This is a genomic window from Pseudoalteromonas sp. NZS100 (assembly GCF_015864815.1).
In the GTDB taxonomy this organism is placed as follows: Bacteria; Pseudomonadota; Gammaproteobacteria; order Enterobacterales; family Alteromonadaceae; genus Pseudoalteromonas; species Pseudoalteromonas distincta.
In genome coordinates, this window is the sequence record NZ_JADYWM010000017.1 from 81,684 (window position 1) to 97,806 (window position 16,123).

Annotated in this window: 16 protein-coding genes; 7 read left to right on the forward strand and 9 right to left on the reverse strand. The window is 38.1% G+C overall.

What is annotated here, in order from left to right; all coding sequences use genetic code 11:
• Nucleotides 1-47: 47 nt before the first annotated feature.
• The 4 genes from I6E69_RS15990 to I6E69_RS16005 form a co-directional block, all read right to left on the reverse strand.
• On the reverse strand, nt 48-872 hold the full coding sequence (locus I6E69_RS15990) for a M90 family metallopeptidase (RefSeq protein ID WP_002961680.1): 825 nt from the start codon (nt 870-872) through the stop codon (nt 48-50).
• A 176-nt stretch (nt 873-1,048) separates the two neighbouring features.
• A complete protein-coding gene (locus I6E69_RS15995; protein WP_197121648.1) occupies nt 1,049-1,687 on the reverse strand; it encodes a chloramphenicol acetyltransferase in 639 nt (212 codons plus the stop codon).
• Between the two features lie 136 nt (nt 1,688-1,823).
• Nucleotides 1,824-2,864 carry an amino acid dehydrogenase gene (locus I6E69_RS16000; RefSeq protein ID WP_197121642.1) on the reverse strand — a complete coding sequence of 347 codons (1,041 nt, stop codon included), beginning with the start codon at nt 2,862-2,864 and terminating at the stop codon, nt 1,824-1,826.
• 429 nt (nt 2,865-3,293) lie between these two features.
• On the reverse strand, nt 3,294-4,820 hold the full coding sequence (locus tag I6E69_RS16005; RefSeq protein WP_007375888.1) for a fumarate hydratase: 1,527 nt from the start codon (nt 4,818-4,820) through the stop codon (nt 3,294-3,296).
• A gap of 155 nt (nt 4,821-4,975) precedes the next feature.
• Between I6E69_RS16005 and pabB the strand changes: the two genes are divergently transcribed.
• The 3 genes from pabB to I6E69_RS16020 all read left to right on the forward strand — a co-directional run bounded on the left by pabB (nt 4,976) and on the right by I6E69_RS16020 (nt 8,394).
• On the forward strand, nt 4,976-6,334 hold the full coding sequence (gene pabB, locus I6E69_RS16010) for an aminodeoxychorismate synthase component I (protein ID WP_197121643.1): 1,359 nt from the start codon (nt 4,976-4,978) through the stop codon (nt 6,332-6,334).
• Between the two features lie 6 nt (nt 6,335-6,340).
• On the forward strand, nt 6,341-6,916 hold the full coding sequence (locus tag I6E69_RS16015; RefSeq protein WP_182696425.1) for a CoA pyrophosphatase: 576 nt from the start codon (nt 6,341-6,343) through the stop codon (nt 6,914-6,916).
• 101 nt (nt 6,917-7,017) lie between these two features.
• Nucleotides 7,018-8,394, forward strand: coding sequence for an L-serine ammonia-lyase (locus tag I6E69_RS16020; protein WP_024603668.1), 1,377 nt, complete (start codon nt 7,018-7,020; stop codon nt 8,392-8,394).
• Between the two features lie 76 nt (nt 8,395-8,470).
• On the opposite strand, the gene cysB is transcribed toward I6E69_RS16020, so the two are convergent.
• On the reverse strand, nt 8,471-9,448 hold the full coding sequence (gene cysB / locus I6E69_RS16025) for an HTH-type transcriptional regulator CysB (protein WP_002961670.1): 978 nt from the start codon (nt 9,446-9,448) through the stop codon (nt 8,471-8,473).
• A 324-nt stretch (nt 9,449-9,772) separates the two neighbouring features.
• Between cysB and I6E69_RS16030 the strand changes: the two genes are divergently transcribed.
• Nucleotides 9,773-10,531: a hypothetical protein gene (locus I6E69_RS16030; RefSeq protein ID WP_197121644.1), complete on the forward strand. Its 759-nt coding sequence runs from the start codon at nt 9,773-9,775 to the stop codon at nt 10,529-10,531.
• 82 nt (nt 10,532-10,613) lie between these two features.
• Here the strand turns inward: I6E69_RS16030 and I6E69_RS16035 are convergent, their stop codons facing one another.
• Complete coding sequence (locus tag I6E69_RS16035) at nt 10,614-11,906, reverse strand: NCS2 family permease (RefSeq protein WP_002961426.1); 1,293 nt, start codon at nt 11,904-11,906, stop codon at nt 10,614-10,616.
• 118 nt (nt 11,907-12,024) lie between these two features.
• Here I6E69_RS16035 and I6E69_RS16040 point away from each other — a divergent pair, with 118 nt between their 5' ends.
• The 3 genes from I6E69_RS16040 (at nt 12,025) to I6E69_RS16050 (ending at nt 13,740) form a co-directional block, all read left to right on the forward strand.
• On the forward strand, nt 12,025-12,489 hold the full coding sequence (locus tag I6E69_RS16040; protein ID WP_002961427.1) for a tetratricopeptide repeat protein: 465 nt from the start codon (nt 12,025-12,027) through the stop codon (nt 12,487-12,489).
• A 298-nt stretch (nt 12,490-12,787) separates the two neighbouring features.
• Entirely contained in the window at nt 12,788-13,222 is a 435-nt protein-coding gene (locus I6E69_RS16045; RefSeq protein ID WP_002961428.1) for a SulA-like leucine-rich domain-containing protein, read from the forward strand.
• Nucleotides 13,223-13,260: 38 nt separating this feature from the next.
• Nucleotides 13,261-13,740 (forward strand): YchJ family protein, encoded by a 480-nt coding sequence (locus tag I6E69_RS16050; RefSeq protein WP_039487357.1) that lies wholly within the window; start codon nt 13,261-13,263, stop codon nt 13,738-13,740.
• 74 nt (nt 13,741-13,814) lie between these two features.
• On the opposite strand, the gene I6E69_RS16055 is transcribed toward I6E69_RS16050, so the two are convergent.
• The 3 genes from I6E69_RS16055 to I6E69_RS16065 all read right to left on the reverse strand — a co-directional run bounded on the left by I6E69_RS16055 (nt 13,815) and on the right by I6E69_RS16065 (nt 15,935).
• On the reverse strand, nt 13,815-14,732 hold the full coding sequence (locus tag I6E69_RS16055) for a diguanylate cyclase (RefSeq protein ID WP_039487354.1): 918 nt from the start codon (nt 14,730-14,732) through the stop codon (nt 13,815-13,817).
• Nucleotides 14,733-14,925: 193 nt separating this feature from the next.
• Nucleotides 14,926-15,228: a DUF6172 family protein gene (locus tag I6E69_RS16060; RefSeq protein ID WP_002961433.1), complete on the reverse strand. Its 303-nt coding sequence runs from the start codon at nt 15,226-15,228 to the stop codon at nt 14,926-14,928.
• A gap of 179 nt (nt 15,229-15,407) precedes the next feature.
• Nucleotides 15,408-15,935: a VC2046/SO_2500 family protein gene (locus tag I6E69_RS16065; protein WP_138489335.1), complete on the reverse strand. Its 528-nt coding sequence runs from the start codon at nt 15,933-15,935 to the stop codon at nt 15,408-15,410.
• Nucleotides 15,936-16,123: the final 188 nt, after the last annotated feature.

Sequence of the window (16,123 nt, forward strand, 5' to 3'; positions counted from 1 at the left end):
AAACGCAACTTGCCAGCGTTATATGATAAAGCGCGGTTTATGTAGGTTTAATGCCAAACAATAGGGTCAAATTGATAGTAATTAACTAGCATACTGTAAATTTCAGGATCGTATCGGCGAAGCTCTGCGGGTTTTTCGAGGAAGGTTTCGGTGAGTACAGCAAAAAACTCAGCTTCGTTAGTCGCACCATAGCTGTGAATAACATGCGGCATGCTATAGGCAACATGACTTTTTAACTGGGTGAAAGCACGGCTAAATACTCGGCCCCACTCTTTGTAATCTGCTGAGCTTTTTAAAATGGGCGTACCCGTTGTTTTACCTGTTTCCTGATCAAGTTGATGCGCAAACTCATGAAATACCAGGTTATGTCCATCGCTTGGTAAACGATTACCTTCAAGCACGTCATGCCAACTGAGTACAAGTGTGCCGCCAGGCCATGACTCGCCTAGTCTTACCGTATTGTGGTAACTCACAAGTCCTGCACTATCGCGAGTTGATTGCGGAGCATAATAAGCACTTGGGTATAATAAAATTTCTTTTACATTTCTATATAACGGCCACGGTTTATTGAGTACTAATACACATGCATCGGCGGCAACAATTAACTTCATTGCAGACGTTAGCCTTAAGCCATCACAACCGACAAAGCGTTTTTCGTTTAAAAACCACGTAATATGTCGCTCTAACTTTTCTCTGTCAGCGTCGGTCATTTTTTTATAGATGGGCATGCAACGCAGTAAAATATCTTTTTGCTGCGAATTTAAAGCAAAATCTTTATATTTACTGCGCCATAATCGGTTTTGAATTGATGGCCAACGCCAGAAAATCACCACAAAAAGAATTAAAACAACAATTAACAGTCCATTTATCATGGGGATTTCCTGAGCTAAGGTATGGTATATAAATATGTCCAGCACACGTTCTTTTCAAGCATACAAGGTTATGTATTTGAATAAACAGTAATTCACATCGCATTGCTTATAGATTACTTATAGATTACTTATAAATTGTTTACTGCTTTGCACTGCCGTTACTGATGTGTTTAAAGTTAACCTTTGCAAAAGGTATCAAATGTACCCTGCAATGTGCTTATAAATTTCGCTACATGCAAACCATCCATTAATGAGTGGTGTACATCGATAGCTAAAGGCATTGTGCCTGTGTGTTTATCAAACTGACCAAATACAAATTTAGGAATGCCTAAACTCTCCCCTTCACTAAATGCATGCGAAAACGCACTAAAATTCAGCCACGGCAAAACAGATATATGAATTAAATCGGCCTGCCCTTCTGTTTGAGCAAATGCATCAGAAAATAACGGCTGTTGTTTCGCTTTTTTGCTTACGTCACTTGCATGATTTGCAAACTCTTTAAAATCGCTTGCGCTGTTAAAATAACTAAAAACAAACGTATCGTTTTCAGACAACTCAACCACACTTGCGCGAACACTGTTAAGTAGCCATGGCTTACTATCTATTATACGTAGCATTATTGAATCGTACTCATGGCACGCTTTTAAGGTGCAATATACATATGCTTGAAAAAAAGAAAATTGATTGGTTTTGCAATAGTCGTAAAGTGCTTGAGCATCTAAACGCACACACACATTAAAATAAGGCTGAGAAAAGTGTTTAAATAATTCAAAGTGTTGCTTTCTAGGCCAATTATCTAAATCGATAGGCTGCATGAGAGAAGTTGAGGGAGTCATAATTTGCCGCACAAAATTAAAAATAAAGTGTACCGCTGTTCAGTAACAATTGCATTAACTTAGAGATAAACAAAAGGCGTGCAATTGCACACCTTTATTGCATTTTAGCTTAAATTTATAAACCGTTTTTAATGATCTCTTGCGCTAATTCGTCAGCAATTAAATGCGTTGATTTTTGCTCTTTTTCGCTACGGGCAAAGATTTCAGTTAACGTATTAAAAATACCTTCAACATGTTTATTAGACGCTGCTGCACTGTAACCTTCTGGCGCTGTTTCGTAATAAACATTAATAATACCACCGGCGTTAATTACGTAATCTGGTGCATATAAAATGCCTTTTTCACGAATAACTTCACCGTGGCGAGATTCAGCTAACTGATTGTTAGCACAACCCGCAATAATAGTCGCCTTTAAACGCGGTATCGTTAAATCGTTAATAGTTGCACCTAATGCACAAGGTGCATATACATCAACATTTAAGTCGTAAATTTCATCAATGCCAACCGCAGTTGCGCCAAACTCATTAACAACACGATCAATAGCTGCTTGGTTAATGTCTGTTACAAACAACTCAGCGCCAGCATCGGCTAAATGTTTACATAAACCATAAGCAACAGCACCTAAACCTTGAACAGCCACTTTCACACCTGCAAAATCTTGATGACCACGTTGATGCTGTAGCGCTGCTTTAATTCCTAAAAACGTACCGTATGCTGTAAATGGCGATGGGTTACCACTTTTACCTTCAAGACCCAGTACGTAATTAGTTTCTTTATTCATAATAGCTACATCAGCACATGTGATGTTTACATCTTCTGCTGAGTAATAGCTGCCATTTAATCGCTCTAACTGGCGGCCAAATGCACGGAATAATTGCTCAGATTTAATTTCTTTCGCGTTACCTATAATTACAGATTTACCACCACCAAATGGTAAGCGCGCAACTGCATTTTTATAAGTCATGCCCTTTGATAAACGTAGCACGTCGTAAACAGCATCTTCGTCGTTTGCATAATCCCACATTCTACATCCACCAACTGCAGGACCTAGGTTGGTATTATGTACAGCAATAATTGCTTTTAAACCCGACTCTTCATCAGAACAAAAAACCACTTGTTCATGGTTATCAAATTCAACTCGATTAAACACAGCCACTTAAAATACTCCGAAATAGTTAACCCGTGAGAGGGTATGCGCGCTGGAAATTGCCGAGACTTTATCACTTCATATTCGAGTTCGCTATACTCACAGATGATAAAACCAATGAAAACATCAAGCTTAAATTAAATAACCGGATTAAAACCATTGTATAGATAAAAAATTCACAAAATCGTCATTTGTAAGTTTTAAATACTATAAATATAAGAACCTCACCAACTTACGTTTACGTGAACGTAATACAATTGTTGCATGTAAAGTTTAATATACAAGTGCTACTTGGCCGCTACGTACCGCTGCCTATAGGTTTCCAGTAAAAAGTGAGCTTTTTCGCAAACTGGTCAGAGCTGTAAACTTGGTAATGACTCTATTTAAAAAACAAAAAAGCGAGCACTAGGCTCGCTTTTTAAAAATACAAAACGTACGTTATTTTAGCTTGCTATCAAGCTCTTCAATTTTAGCTTTCCAGATTGCAGGGCCTTGTGTATGCGCATTGGCGCCTTCACTGTCTACTGCAACAGTCACTGGCATATCTTCTACTTCAAATTCGTAAATAGCTTCCATACCTAAATCTTCAAAAGCTACAACACGCGCTTTTTTAATTGCTTTAGATACTAAGTAAGCTGCGCCACCTACAGCCATTAAATAAACAGATTTATGCTCTTTAATAGACTCAACCGTTGCAGGGCCACGTTCAGCTTTACCAATCATGCCTACAATGCCTGTTTTTTCTAGCATCATATCGGTAAATTTATCCATGCGAGTGGCTGTTGTAGGGCCAGCAGGGCCTACCGCTTCATCGCGTACCGCATCCACTGGGCCTACGTAATAAATGAATTTATTATCAAAGTCTACGCCCTCAGGTAAACCTTCACCTGAGTTGATCATATCTTGCAAACGTTTATGCGCTGCATCACGACCTGTTAAAATAGTGCCCGAAAGTAAAACGGTTTCACCCATTTTCCATTCTTGAACATCTTTTTTAGTCAGTGTATTTAAATCAACACGACGTGTGCCTTCGCCCACTTCAAATGTTACTTGTGGCCAATCTTCTAGTTTAGGTGCTTTTAAATTAGCAGGGCCAGAACCGTCAAGCGTAAAATGTACATGGCGAGTTGCCGCACAGTTTGGGATCATTACTACAGGTTTTGAAGCTGCATGCGTTGGTGCTGTTTTAATTTTAACATCAACAACCGTTGTTAAACCGCCTAAGCCTTGTGCGCCAATACCTAATTTATTAGCACGATCAAAAATTTCTAAACGCAGTTTTTCTTCAGTTGTTTCTGCGCCGCGTTCCATTAATTCATGGATATCAACCGGATCCATTAACGACTCTTTTGCCATTACTGCTGCTTTTTCAGCCGTACCACCAATACCTATACCTAGCATGCCTGGCGGACACCAACCAGCACCCATTGTTGGTAGTGTTTTTTCTACCCATGCAGCAACATCATCTGACGGGTTTAACATAACCATTTTACTTTTGTTTTCAGAGCCGCCGCCTTTAGCCGCAACCATTACTTCTACTTTTCCACCCGCTACTAAATCAATATGCACAACCGAAGGCGTATTGTCTTTAGTATTTTTACGCGTACCAGCAGGGTCTGCAACAATAGATGCACGTAAAGGGTTATCTGGATTCAAATATGCACGACGAGTACCTTCATCAACCATTTGTTGAACGGTTAAATCTGTTTTATCCCACTTAACATCCATACCTACTTTAACAAAACAGGTAATAATACCGGTGTCTTGGCAAAGTGGACGCTTGCCTTCAGCCGACATGCGTGAGTTAATTAAAATTTGTGCAATGGCGTCTTTAGCCGCTTTACTTTGTTCTTTGTTGTACGCTTTTTCGAGTGCTTGAACAAAATCAAGTGGGTGATAGAACGAAATATATTGCAATGCATCTTCAATGCTATCAATAAAGTCTTGCTGACAAATTGTACTCATAGTGGTTCCTTAAGTTACCGTTACGCGTTGTCGCGTAATCTAAATCAAACCGGTGACGGTGGTTTGCACTGTTTTTTGCAGCTTAGTGCTGCCAAAAAATTTGACTTATGATACCCTCCCAGCCCGTTTCGAGCCAGTTCTTAAAGGGGCAGTAAATGCTAAACAATAAAAAAAATTGTATTAAATTAGGCATAACACAAAACTGCATTGACGTTTTTGCGCATTTTTCACATTTGCCCTATGCAATTCTATTAGATTCTGCAAATAGTAATCATATAAACAGCCGTTTTGACATTGTTGCTATTGAGCCGCAAAGTACCCTTGAAGTAAAAAATAATAAAAGCTTTTTAAATAATATAGAAAGTAGTGATAACTGCTTTGAAATTATGAATAATGAGCTTTCGCATCTTGCTAAAACAAAAGCCGATTACGATTTACCCTTTAACGGCGGCTGGCTTGGCTACTTTGGCTACGACTTAGGGCGTACAATTGAAAACATCCCCACTCGTGCTATTGAAGATATTAATCTCCCCCAAATGGCTATTGGCCTTTACTTAGATGCCCTTATTTACGACAAGCAGCAACAAAGCTGGTTTTATGTATCGCAGCCAAACACCAATCGATTAGCGCTTTATGAGCAATACTTAAATACACACGCTAACTCCCAAGTTAATACGCAGTCCTTTGCCCTAAACAGCGACTGGCAATCAAATATGAGCGAAACGGAATACGCTGCAAAGTTTGCCCAAATTGAGGAGTATCTAAAAAGTGGCGATTGTTACCAAATTAATTTAGCGCAGCGCTTTAACGCTCAGTTTGAAGGCTCCCCTTGGGCAGCTTATATTAAACTGCGTGAGGCAAATAAAGCGCCATTTTCGAGCTTTATAAATCACCCTCAAGGGGCAATTTTATCAATTTCCCCTGAGCGCTTTATATCAGTAAATAATAACGTTGTAGAAACCAAACCTATTAAAGGCACACTGCCGCGAAAAGCGGATGCACTGGAGGATCAACGCCAAGCCCAAATACTCGCAGCATCAGCTAAAGATCGCGCTGAAAACGTAATGATTGTTGATTTACTGCGTAACGACTTAGGCAAAGTGGCAAAACCTGGCAGCGTTCACGTCCCTTCCCTTTTTGCTATTGAAAGCTTTCCGGCAGTGCATCATTTAGTAAGCACGGTAACCTCAGAACTTGATGAAGGCAAAACAGCGGTCGATCAGCTAGAAGCGGCTTTTCCGGGAGGCTCAATCACCGGTGCGCCCAAAATTAGGGCGATGGAAATAATTGAAGAACTAGAACCACATCGCCGCAGCATTTACTGTGGTTCAATTGGTTACTTAAGTGCATGTGGAAATATGGATACGAGTATCACTATTCGTACCTTGGTATGCCACAAAGCGCAAATTTACTGCTGGGCTGGTGGCGGAATAGTCGCTGATTCTAAAGTCGAATTGGAATATCAAGAAACTTACGATAAAGTAAATAAAATCCTCCCTTTATTAAAACAGTAGGTCGTTTTGAATAGTGAACACATTATGGCGCGGTTTCTGTTAAGCCCTACAGCTGCGCCAAACCAGTTAAAAGACACGCGTAAAAAACGTGCTAGCGCTGTTATGCTGCCAATTATTGATATAGATAACCATGCACATATTTTACTGTGTAAACGCCCTACTTATTTACACCATCACCCTGGGGAGATTTGTTTGCCCGGAGGTAAGTTTGAAGTAAGCGACATTACCCTTCGCACCACAGCCCTTCGCGAACTAAAAGAAGAGCTAAATATTGCCCAAAACAACGTTAATGTATTAGGTCACTTACCTGAGTATTCAACATTAACGGGTTTTAGTATTAGCCCCTATGTGGGTTTACTTAATAAAGGCACCACCTGGGAAAATGACTATAATGAAGTACAAGCGAGCTTTTTGCTCTCGGTCACTGAGTTAAATAACGAAGCTAATTGGCAACCCTTACCTTTTCAACGATTTGGGAAAACGGTTATTTTGCAAGGTTTTAAAACGCCACATGGTTTACTTTGGGGTGCGACTGCAAGCATTATAAAAAACTTTACAAAACAACTCGCCTTACCAGTTTAAATCTTCGTTATTAGTAGTTACACAATCACAATTCCACGTTATCATGCTCGACCGTTCAAAGAGCAGCTTCGTGCTGATAAAACAAAGTAGAGACACACATTATGATCAGTGCATTTGATATGTTTAGCATTGGTATTGGCCCTTCGTCATCACACACCGTTGGCCCAATGCGCGCATCACGCTTATTTGTTAATGACCTACAAGAACAACAATTATTAGCAAATGTTACCGATATTAAAGTAGAGCTTTATGGCTCTTTGGGACAAACAGGTGTTGGCCATGGATCGGGTAAAGCCGTAATTCTTGGTTTAGCCGGTTATGACCCTGAAACTATAGATGCCGATTTAGTCGACGACATTTTAGCGACAATCGAAAAAGATCAGGTTATTTATTTAAACAAAACACACAAAGCTAAGTTTCCAAAACAAGGCGCTATTGTTTTTCATCGTCGCAAAACGCTGCCTAAGCACTCTAATGCAATGGAAATTATCGCCTCAAACAACGGCGAAAAAGTTTACAGCAAAGTATATTACTCTATTGGCGGTGGCTTTATTGTCACTGATGAAGAGTTTGAAAACGAAAAACAAGCAGCCCTTGATATTAGAGAAGAAAACCCAGCTCCTTTCCCTTTCAGTAGCGCAAAAGAGCTACTAGAGATGTGTAAAGAGTCAGGGCTTAGTGTTTCAAGCTTAATGATGAAGAACGAAAAAACACTACGCACTGAAGATGAAATAAAAGACACGCTGTTTCATATCTGGAAAGTAATGATGGCCTGTATTGACCGTGGTATGCGTACCGAAGGTATTTTACCTGGCGGCTTAAAAGTAAAGCGCCGAGCGCCTAGCTTATATTTAAAACTAAATATAGAGGTCAGTAACGACCCACTTCGTGCAATGGACTGGGTTGATTTATTTGCCCTTGCCGTAAACGAAGAAAATGCGGCAGGTGGCCGTGTAGTTACCGCACCAACTAATGGTGCTGCGGGTATTTTACCGGCTGTGCTTATGTACTATCACACATTTGTGAAAGAAGTAGACCGCGATATAGCCACACGTTATTTATTAACGGCTGCTGCTATTGGTATTTTATATAAAAAGAATGCCTCTATATCGGGTGCTGAAGTAGGTTGCCAAGGTGAAGTTGGCGTTGCGTGCTCTATGGCTGCAGGCGCATTAACAGAAATTGTTGGTGGCAATGTTGTGCAAGTAGAGAACGCAGCAGAAATTGGTATGGAACATAATTTAGGCCTCACGTGCGACCCTGTTGGTGGCTTAGTACAAGTACCGTGTATTGAACGTAATGCAATGGGCGCGATTAAAGCAATTAATGCCTCACGTTTAGCTATTCGTGGCAGTGGCGAGCAAAAGGTATCACTTGATAAAGTGATTAAAACCATGCTTGAAACCGGCAACGACATGAAAACCAAATACAAAGAAACCGCTCGCGGTGGATTAGCAGTTAATATTATCGAATGTTAATCAGCTCGCTATAAGAAGAAAAAGCTGCCTATTTTAAAATAGGCAGCTTTTTTATTGTTCGTTCAATGCAATCACCTTATTTAACGGGTAACTCTATATCTGCAAATAACTTATCTACGTCATCTTGGTTACGTAACAAGCTTGCTCGCTCTACGCGCTCTTTAGTTAAGTGCGGTGCAAAACGTTCAATAAAATCATACATGTAAGTACGTAAAAAGCTGCCCTTTCTAAAACCAATTTTGGTCGTGCTTGCTTCAAATAAGTGGCTTGCATCAATACACACTAAATCGGTATCGCTCACTTGATCTATCGCCATTGAAGCGACAACACCAACTCCTAAACCCAGTCGTACGTATGTTTTTATAACATCAGCATCGGTTGCAGTAAATACAATGTGTGGCTCAAGTCCGTGTGCGCTAAATGCTTTATCTAACTCTGAGCGGCCCGTAAAACCAAATACATATGTTATGAGTGGATATTGGGCAATGTCAGCAACAGTTAAACTATTTGCCTTTTTAGCGAGCGGATGGTCTTTAGCAACAACAATACTGCGATTCCAATGATAACAAGGCAACATAACTAAATCTGAATACAAATGCAGTGCTTCTGTTGCAATAGCAAAGTCGGCATCACCGCGTGCTGCAGCATCCGATATTTGCTGTGGAGTACCTTGGTGCATATGAAGCGATACCGCAGGGTATTTTTTCATAAACCCTTGAATAACGTTAGGCAAAGCATAACGGGCTTGGGTATGTGTTGTGGCAATATTTAACTTACCTTGATCAGGTAGCGTATGCTCATTAGCAACGGCTTTAATACCTTCTACTTTGGAGAGTATTTCACGAGAAATATTAATTATATCTTCGCCAGCACCGGTTACATGCGTTAAATGTTTACCACTGCGACCAAAAATTTGTACACCCAACTCATCTTCTAACATGCGTACTTGTTTAGAAATTCCTGGCTGCGAGGTAAATAAACTCTCAGCAGTCGCTGAAACATTTAATTTATGATTTTGTACTTCTACGATGTATCTGAGTTGTTGTAATTTCATGGCTGCAAATTTTAACGTTATTATTCATATTATTTATAAAGGCAATACCGCTTAAAACCAAGTGTTATTTGCGTAAAATATCACTTTAGGTCTTTAGGTGTGCAATTATCTGATTAGAGCTCAAGGCTAGCATAATAAATATGCTTGAGGTAGCGATGTTTATTCAGCTTTAGTTTATAAGCCCTTAGGCTGACTACGGTTTATAAAGAGCTCAACCTATCAATTTTTTGGTATATTTTTTAAGTTAATCGGCGCAAAGCTACCCTGTTAACGTATATTTAATGTAAGATTAAATAATTAGGTTATATATCCGAGAATTACACCATGATCGTTTCTATTATAATAGTGCTTATAGTTGCATTGATTGTGATTGCACTTTGGGTAAGTGCTGTACAACAACACAAAGAAAAACAAGAGGCAGAACGCCGCAAAGAGCTTACCAAACAAAAAGCTATAATAGAAGAAACAGAAGAAGCGCTAATGAATAGTGCTAACATACCCCTGTCTGAGAATCTAATTCGTACGTTACAACGCCGTATTTACGAAGCTTTAAATACAATGGTTAATAACTCGCAAACATCTAAAGCACTTAAAAGCCGCTTAAGTGAAGCGAAAACGCACTTATCTAATCCAGTTAAAGATAATAGCAGTGAAGCTTTAACGCTACCGAGTAATGACAAGCAACTAGTAGGCCTAATTCAGGGCATTAAAAAATTACGCTCAATTTTACGCTCTGAACACAGTAAAGGTCGTATTGACAGCCAAATTTTTGTTTTAGAAGATAAACGTCTTGAAAAACTACAACTACGTATCAATATCGAAAGCCAAATAAAGCGTGGCTTATCTGCCCGCTCAGCAAGTATGGTTGGCTCTGCAAGGCAGTATTTTGAAAAAGCACAGGCAACGCTCAATGCAGTTACATACACCGATGAATATGTAACAACAAAACGCCAAGAAGTTGAAGGTTACTTAGAAGCAATTAGTGTTGAACTAAGAGCTTCTAATGCAAGCGCACTTAAAAAGAAAACAGAAGAAGAGCAAGACGACTTAGATATATTGTTTGCTCCTAAAAAGAAATGGTAGCGTTTTTATACTAAAAATAAGTATTAAAAAAGCCTGCACAAATTTTAATTTGTGCAGGCTTTTTTGTGTTTTTTGTTAGCTATTAAGACAAAAATGCAAACTTGAAAACAAACAAGGCTGTTAATATCCAAACACTAATACTGATTTGATCTTGCTTACCACACAATACTTTTACCGCTGTATAAGATATAAAGCCAAGTGCAATACCGTGCGCAATAGAAAACGTTAATGGTGTCATTAGTAATACCACAGTAACAGGAATTGCATCGGTCATATCATCCCAATTTACAAACTTTAAATTTTGTAGCATCAGTACAGCGACATATAAAATAGCACCTGCCGTAGCATAAGCCGGTACCATTTGTGCAAGCGGTGCAAAAAACATCATTAGTAAAAAGCAAATACCTACAACGACAGCCGTTAAGCCAGTACGTCCGCCAACAGAAACACCAGCAACCGATTCTATATACGATGTAGTCGTAGACGTGCCTAGCATCGCACCTGCAATTGTTGCAGAGCTGTCAGCACTTAGTGCGCGTCCTAAACGAGGCATGTTACCTTTTTCATCAGCTAAACCAGCTTTTTGAGTGACCGCAACTAATGTACCCGAAGTATCAAAAAGATCGACAAACAAGAATGCAAAAATAACACTCATCATTGATATATCAAAAGCGGCGGCAAAATCTAGTTGCATAAAAGTAGGCATTATTGATGGTGGCATAGCCATAACACCGTGATATTCAACAAGCCCTAAACTTAGTGCAATACCTGTCACTAATAAAATACTAATAAGTACACCGCTTTTAAAATCGCGGTATAAAAGCGCTGCAATTACAAAAAAGCTTAATATAGCTAATAATGGGCCTGGGGAAGTAATGTCGCCCAATTGCACTAGTGTTGCTGGGCTTGAGACAATAATGCCTGCATTTTTAAGGGCAATTAAGGCTAAAAAAGCACCAATACCTGTTGCGATAGCTCGCTTGAGCACCAGAGGTATGGCATTAATAATCCATTCTCTGACTTTAAATAAACTTAAAAATAAAAATATACAACCCGACATAAAAACAGCCCCTAATGCGGCTTGCCAGGTATAACCCATTCCTAATACGACGCCATACGTAAAAAAAGCATTTAGTCCCATGCCAGGCGCTAATGCTAATGGATAATTAGCCCATAAACCCATTATAAAACAGCCTATCGCAGCTGCTATACAGGTAGCTACAAATGCAGCCCCTTGGTCCATCCCTGCCTCAGCAAGCATAGCCGGGTTTACAAATACAATGTATACCATAGTGATAAAGGTCGTTAGGCCAGCAACGCATTCGCGTTTAACTGTTGAGTTATTTTCGCTGAGTTTAAATAAGGCTTCAAACATAATAAACTTGTGATAGTAAAAAGTGGCGAGATTTTAACATAAAAATTATCTTTTACAGGACATTTTACCTTGCTATATACTAAACTGTTAAAGTAGTTAAAATAATAAATGAACCAATATGCTTAAAACAACACCTTGTGAGCAAGACTTAGAGCAACAGCTAGACAACATTTTAGGTTTTGTTACTCAACCAGAAAGCAGCCCCGCGCCCATTGATAATAAAAAAGATGAGCAAAGTACTATTAATAAAGCCCTATATTATTTAAAAAATAATCAAGCTCCATTGGCTGCAAAATGGATGCGCCTTGCTGCAATGGCAGGAAACCATAGAGCACAGTTTTATTTAGGTTTATTTTTTGTAAAAGGTGAAGGCGTGCCACAAAGTGTATTTCATGCTGTAGCGTGGTTGAGCTTAGCGAGTAGCCAAGGGTACGCACCTGCCACTGCAGCGGTTACAGATATACGCAAACATATCGAAACTAAGCGATTTAAAGATGCTCAATGTTATGCAGCAAGTTTGTACGAACAAATCCACCAACTCCAGTTTTCTCATATGATCCCTCGCACCAGTGAAAACACATAAACTAACTAAGTTATAAGTACTGTATACAGTTTTGAAAAATACTGTATATAGTTACAAAGATACTCCTACACAGTATAAAACCCACAAATGAAAACATGACTCAAAAATTTATTTTAAAAATACCCCCTCAAAAACAAGCCTATAACAAGTTGATTAATAAAGAATTATAGATTTAAAAACAAAAAACAATGATCAAAAGCTGAATAACTGTACAAATAAATAGCATAAAATGCTTGCACGAAAGCACTGTATAAACTACTGTATATGAATACTGTATAAAAACCCAGTGAGTGAAATTATGTTACAGCCTATTACCGTAAGAACAGTTAAAAGTTACCAACAAGACGAGCAAAGCGATTGCGTAAATTTGATCCAAATTGAAGATGAAATTTCAGCGACCTTTGAGCTTTTAAAAGTATTACACCAGTATAATAGCTCTAATGCATGGACGTTATTAATTGCACCAGATCATGTACCTAGCAAAGCTTTACTTGACTCATGCTCTATTGATACAAGTAAATTACTTGTAATTAGACAGAAGCACCTAGTAAATCTAGAGTATGTATTAAATTCTGCGTTACATAATGGAAACTTTGCAGCGGTAATTACCTGGACCGATATAGTTAATAACCAACTACTTACAAATCTATCGTTCGATTTGAGTAAAACGAATACAAAACTATATTGTTTTACTAAAAACGCTCAAACAACAGAGATACCACTCGCTCAATAAGCTTGTTAAACTAATGTTTTAGACTTTGTATTATTATTATGACTTCACTCAATACCACATTATGTTTTTGCAGCAGTGGGCACAATTATGCCGATTGCTGCGAGCCGCTTCACTTATCTGTTAAGCAAGCTGACACTCCTGAACAACTTATGCGCTCACGATTCAGCGCTTATGTTATTAAAAATGCAAAATATGTTTATCAAACCTACGCAAAAGAAAAACAAGCTGAGAATCCGGTTAAAGAAATCAATGATTTTGCTAACAGCTGTCGATTTATAAATCTTGATTTAATTGACTCAAGCCATGATGGCGATACTGGAACGGTAGAATTTAAAGCCCAATATTTTTATCAAAACTTATTTTGTGAGCTTCACGAAAAGTCGCTGTTTATTAAAGAAAACACTCAATGGCGTTATTTAGATGGCACTATATATCCTGTTGAAGATATTAAAGTAGGCAGAAATGATGACTGCCCATGCGGTAGCAATAAAAAGTACAAAAAATGTCATAGCATGTAATCAATAATCTTATTTAATATTTATTACCTAAAAGGTGTTTTTAAGTGGCAGAGTGATTTATTAGCTAACTAAACTTAAAAACACACTTTGTTACGCCCTTGCATTTTAGACTCATACATTTTTTCATCTGCGATCTGCAACGTGTTTTTGTTATTTACGTATGGTTGTAGGGTTGCACCGCCAATACTAATAGTCACAAAATCATATTCTGAATATTTGTGTAATATTCCTAAATCGGCAACATTCTGTTTAATTTTATCAGCAACACAAATTGCACCTTCAGTGCTTGTATGCGGTAGAACAACTACAAACTCTTCGCCGCCATAACGCGCAACAAAATCGGTTGGCCTTTGCAAACTATTAGTAATAGTTTGTGCTACTAGGTTTAACACCGTATCCCCCTGCACATGACCATAGATATCATTGTATTGCTTAAAGTAATCTATATCGATGAGTAATAATGCATAGTCAACTTTTTCTCGTAAGGCGCTTCGTTCCATTTTAGAAAAATGTGCATCAAAATAACGGCGATTGAATACTTTAGTTAAATCATCTAAAAATACTTTTTGATTGAGTAAGTCGTGTTGTAATTTTAACGTTATATGGGCACGAACCCTTCTAAATAGTGTTTCTTTTATAATCGGCTTTTTAATAAAATCAACAGCTCCGGCTTCCCAACACTCTTCTTCTTCGTTTTCAAAGGATGTAACAAAAATAACTGGGATATCCTGTGTTTCAGTATTATTTTTTAATTTTAAACATGTATCAATACCACTCATTCCACCCATACTAATATCGAGTAGGACTATATCGGGTACATTTACATTACAAATTTCAATTGCTTCTTCACCACTTCCAGCTGTTGTCACATTAAAATGCTCAGATAATATTTTTTTCAATACGATTAAGCTTAATAACTGATCGTCAACTATAAGTACTTTAGAATTCTTTAAACTTAGTTTTAATTGATGGTCAGAGTAATTTATTGGCATAGTAAAAATGTTTTGTTTTTTTAATTAAAAACAGCCTATAGCATCACATTTTGTTATGCAAATGTTAATTAAGAGGGGTTCTACTTATTGGTTACTAATAAAAATACTTTTTAGTAAATCTTTACTGCATAAAAACAAAAAATGAGCCACTTGGACTCATTTTATAACTTTGAATACTTAATTTAGTTAAGTATTATTCGTCATCATCTAAATCTAATTGCTGACGTTGAGCAGGTCGAGCTAAAATCTCTACGTAGAAAGAGGTCAAACCTTGCTTTTCAATTTCGCCAATTTGGTTACTTAATTCAGCAACGTGCACAACTTGCGCATCTTCAGCTGTGTTACCAAACTTACAGTCAAATGCCCAATAGTCAGCATCTTCAGGTAGCGTTTTATTACGCTCTCTTTTCAAATATTTTTTCACTTCGTGCTTTGCAGCATCAACCATACGAGGGTATTTGATTTTCTCGTGATTTAGCGTGAATGTTTTCTTCATTACGTTCCTAATTACCTTGGTTTAATGATAATGGCATTTCATGTCATACCATTTGACGCCATTATAGCAATTGCATTTAATTTTTGGATGCTTTTTTTTCATTAAATCAATTATTAGCAAATATATAAAGCAGACCCGTTATAAAGCATATATTAACTGATGATTATTACAATCATATATCACACCGCAATAAGCTGAAGTGGTTGATGTATTGCATCATTATTAAGGCTGTCGTAAAAAGCAGCTGCATCTATAGGAGGATTAGCAAGTTGTGTTTGTTCGCTTTTAATTCTTCTTCTGACAGCAAGCTCACAGTTATCTATTATATTAAGTGGAATATGCTTATCATCATTTCTAATCGCAAGTGGTTCAGGGCTTAAGCATTGCCTTAACTTAATACTTGTCATACCACAGCGCTCCCCTTCTTGAGATATTAATGATGCATTAAACTGTCCAACCAACATATTGTATTCATCAGGGGCTAAAAGTTGCTTTGGACCTGCGCCAAATTGCTTTCTTAATGCCTCTTCTTCTATAACTAAATTATCTATTTCAGTTTTTGGTAAATGAAATTGGCTAAAGTCGAGTGCGTCATGTGACAGCATCGCTAATAGTAGAGAAAATTCGCCACGGCGATTTTCATGCACACTATTATTGAGCCTACTGTTTAACTGACTCTCTGTGATTAACAAATCATCTATTTGCATAGTCTTTAGTCGATTGTGGTAACTGATAGATATTTATCGGCTTTATTTCAATTTTCTTTAGCTTTTTTCTTTACTTAAATACGCAATTTGCTATTATCAGCGCCGTTGCATTGGAGGGGTTCCCGAGCGGCCAAAGGGATCAGACTGTAAATCTGACGGCTCAGCCTTCGCTGGTTCGAATCCAGCTC

What these genes read in the sequence shown, in the direction of transcription:
- I6E69_RS16005 (WP_007375888.1), bottom strand. Translation starts at nt 4,820, where the DNA reads ATGAGTACAATTTGTCAGCAAGACTTTATTGATAGCATTGAAGATGCA.
- I6E69_RS16055 (WP_039487354.1), bottom strand. Translation starts at nt 14,732, where the DNA reads ATGCCAATAAATTACTCTGACCATCAATTAAAACTAAGTTTAAAGAAT.
- I6E69_RS15990 (WP_002961680.1), bottom strand. Translation starts at nt 872, where the DNA reads ATGATAAATGGACTGTTAATTGTTGTTTTAATTCTTTTTGTGGTGATT.
- I6E69_RS16020 (WP_024603668.1), top strand. Translation starts at nt 7,018, where the DNA reads ATGATCAGTGCATTTGATATGTTTAGCATTGGTATTGGCCCTTCGTCA.
- I6E69_RS16030 (WP_197121644.1), top strand. Translation starts at nt 9,773, where the DNA reads ATGATCGTTTCTATTATAATAGTGCTTATAGTTGCATTGATTGTGATT.
- I6E69_RS16045 (WP_002961428.1), top strand. Translation starts at nt 12,788, where the DNA reads ATGTTACAGCCTATTACCGTAAGAACAGTTAAAAGTTACCAACAAGAC.
- I6E69_RS16035 (WP_002961426.1), bottom strand. Translation starts at nt 11,906, where the DNA reads ATGTTTGAAGCCTTATTTAAACTCAGCGAAAATAACTCAACAGTTAAA.
- I6E69_RS16060 (WP_002961433.1), bottom strand. Translation starts at nt 15,228, where the DNA reads ATGAAGAAAACATTCACGCTAAATCACGAGAAAATCAAATACCCTCGT.
- I6E69_RS16050 (WP_039487357.1), top strand. Translation starts at nt 13,261, where the DNA reads ATGACTTCACTCAATACCACATTATGTTTTTGCAGCAGTGGGCACAAT.
- I6E69_RS16040 (WP_002961427.1), top strand. Translation starts at nt 12,025, where the DNA reads ATGCTTAAAACAACACCTTGTGAGCAAGACTTAGAGCAACAGCTAGAC.
- pabB (WP_197121643.1), top strand. Translation starts at nt 4,976, where the DNA reads ATGCTAAACAATAAAAAAAATTGTATTAAATTAGGCATAACACAAAAC.
- cysB (WP_002961670.1), bottom strand. Translation starts at nt 9,448, where the DNA reads ATGAAATTACAACAACTCAGATACATCGTAGAAGTACAAAATCATAAA.
- I6E69_RS15995 (WP_197121648.1), bottom strand. Translation starts at nt 1,687, where the DNA reads ATGCAGCCTATCGATTTAGATAATTGGCCTAGAAAGCAACACTTTGAA.
- I6E69_RS16065 (WP_138489335.1), bottom strand. Translation starts at nt 15,935, where the DNA reads ATGCAAATAGATGATTTGTTAATCACAGAGAGTCAGTTAAACAGTAGG.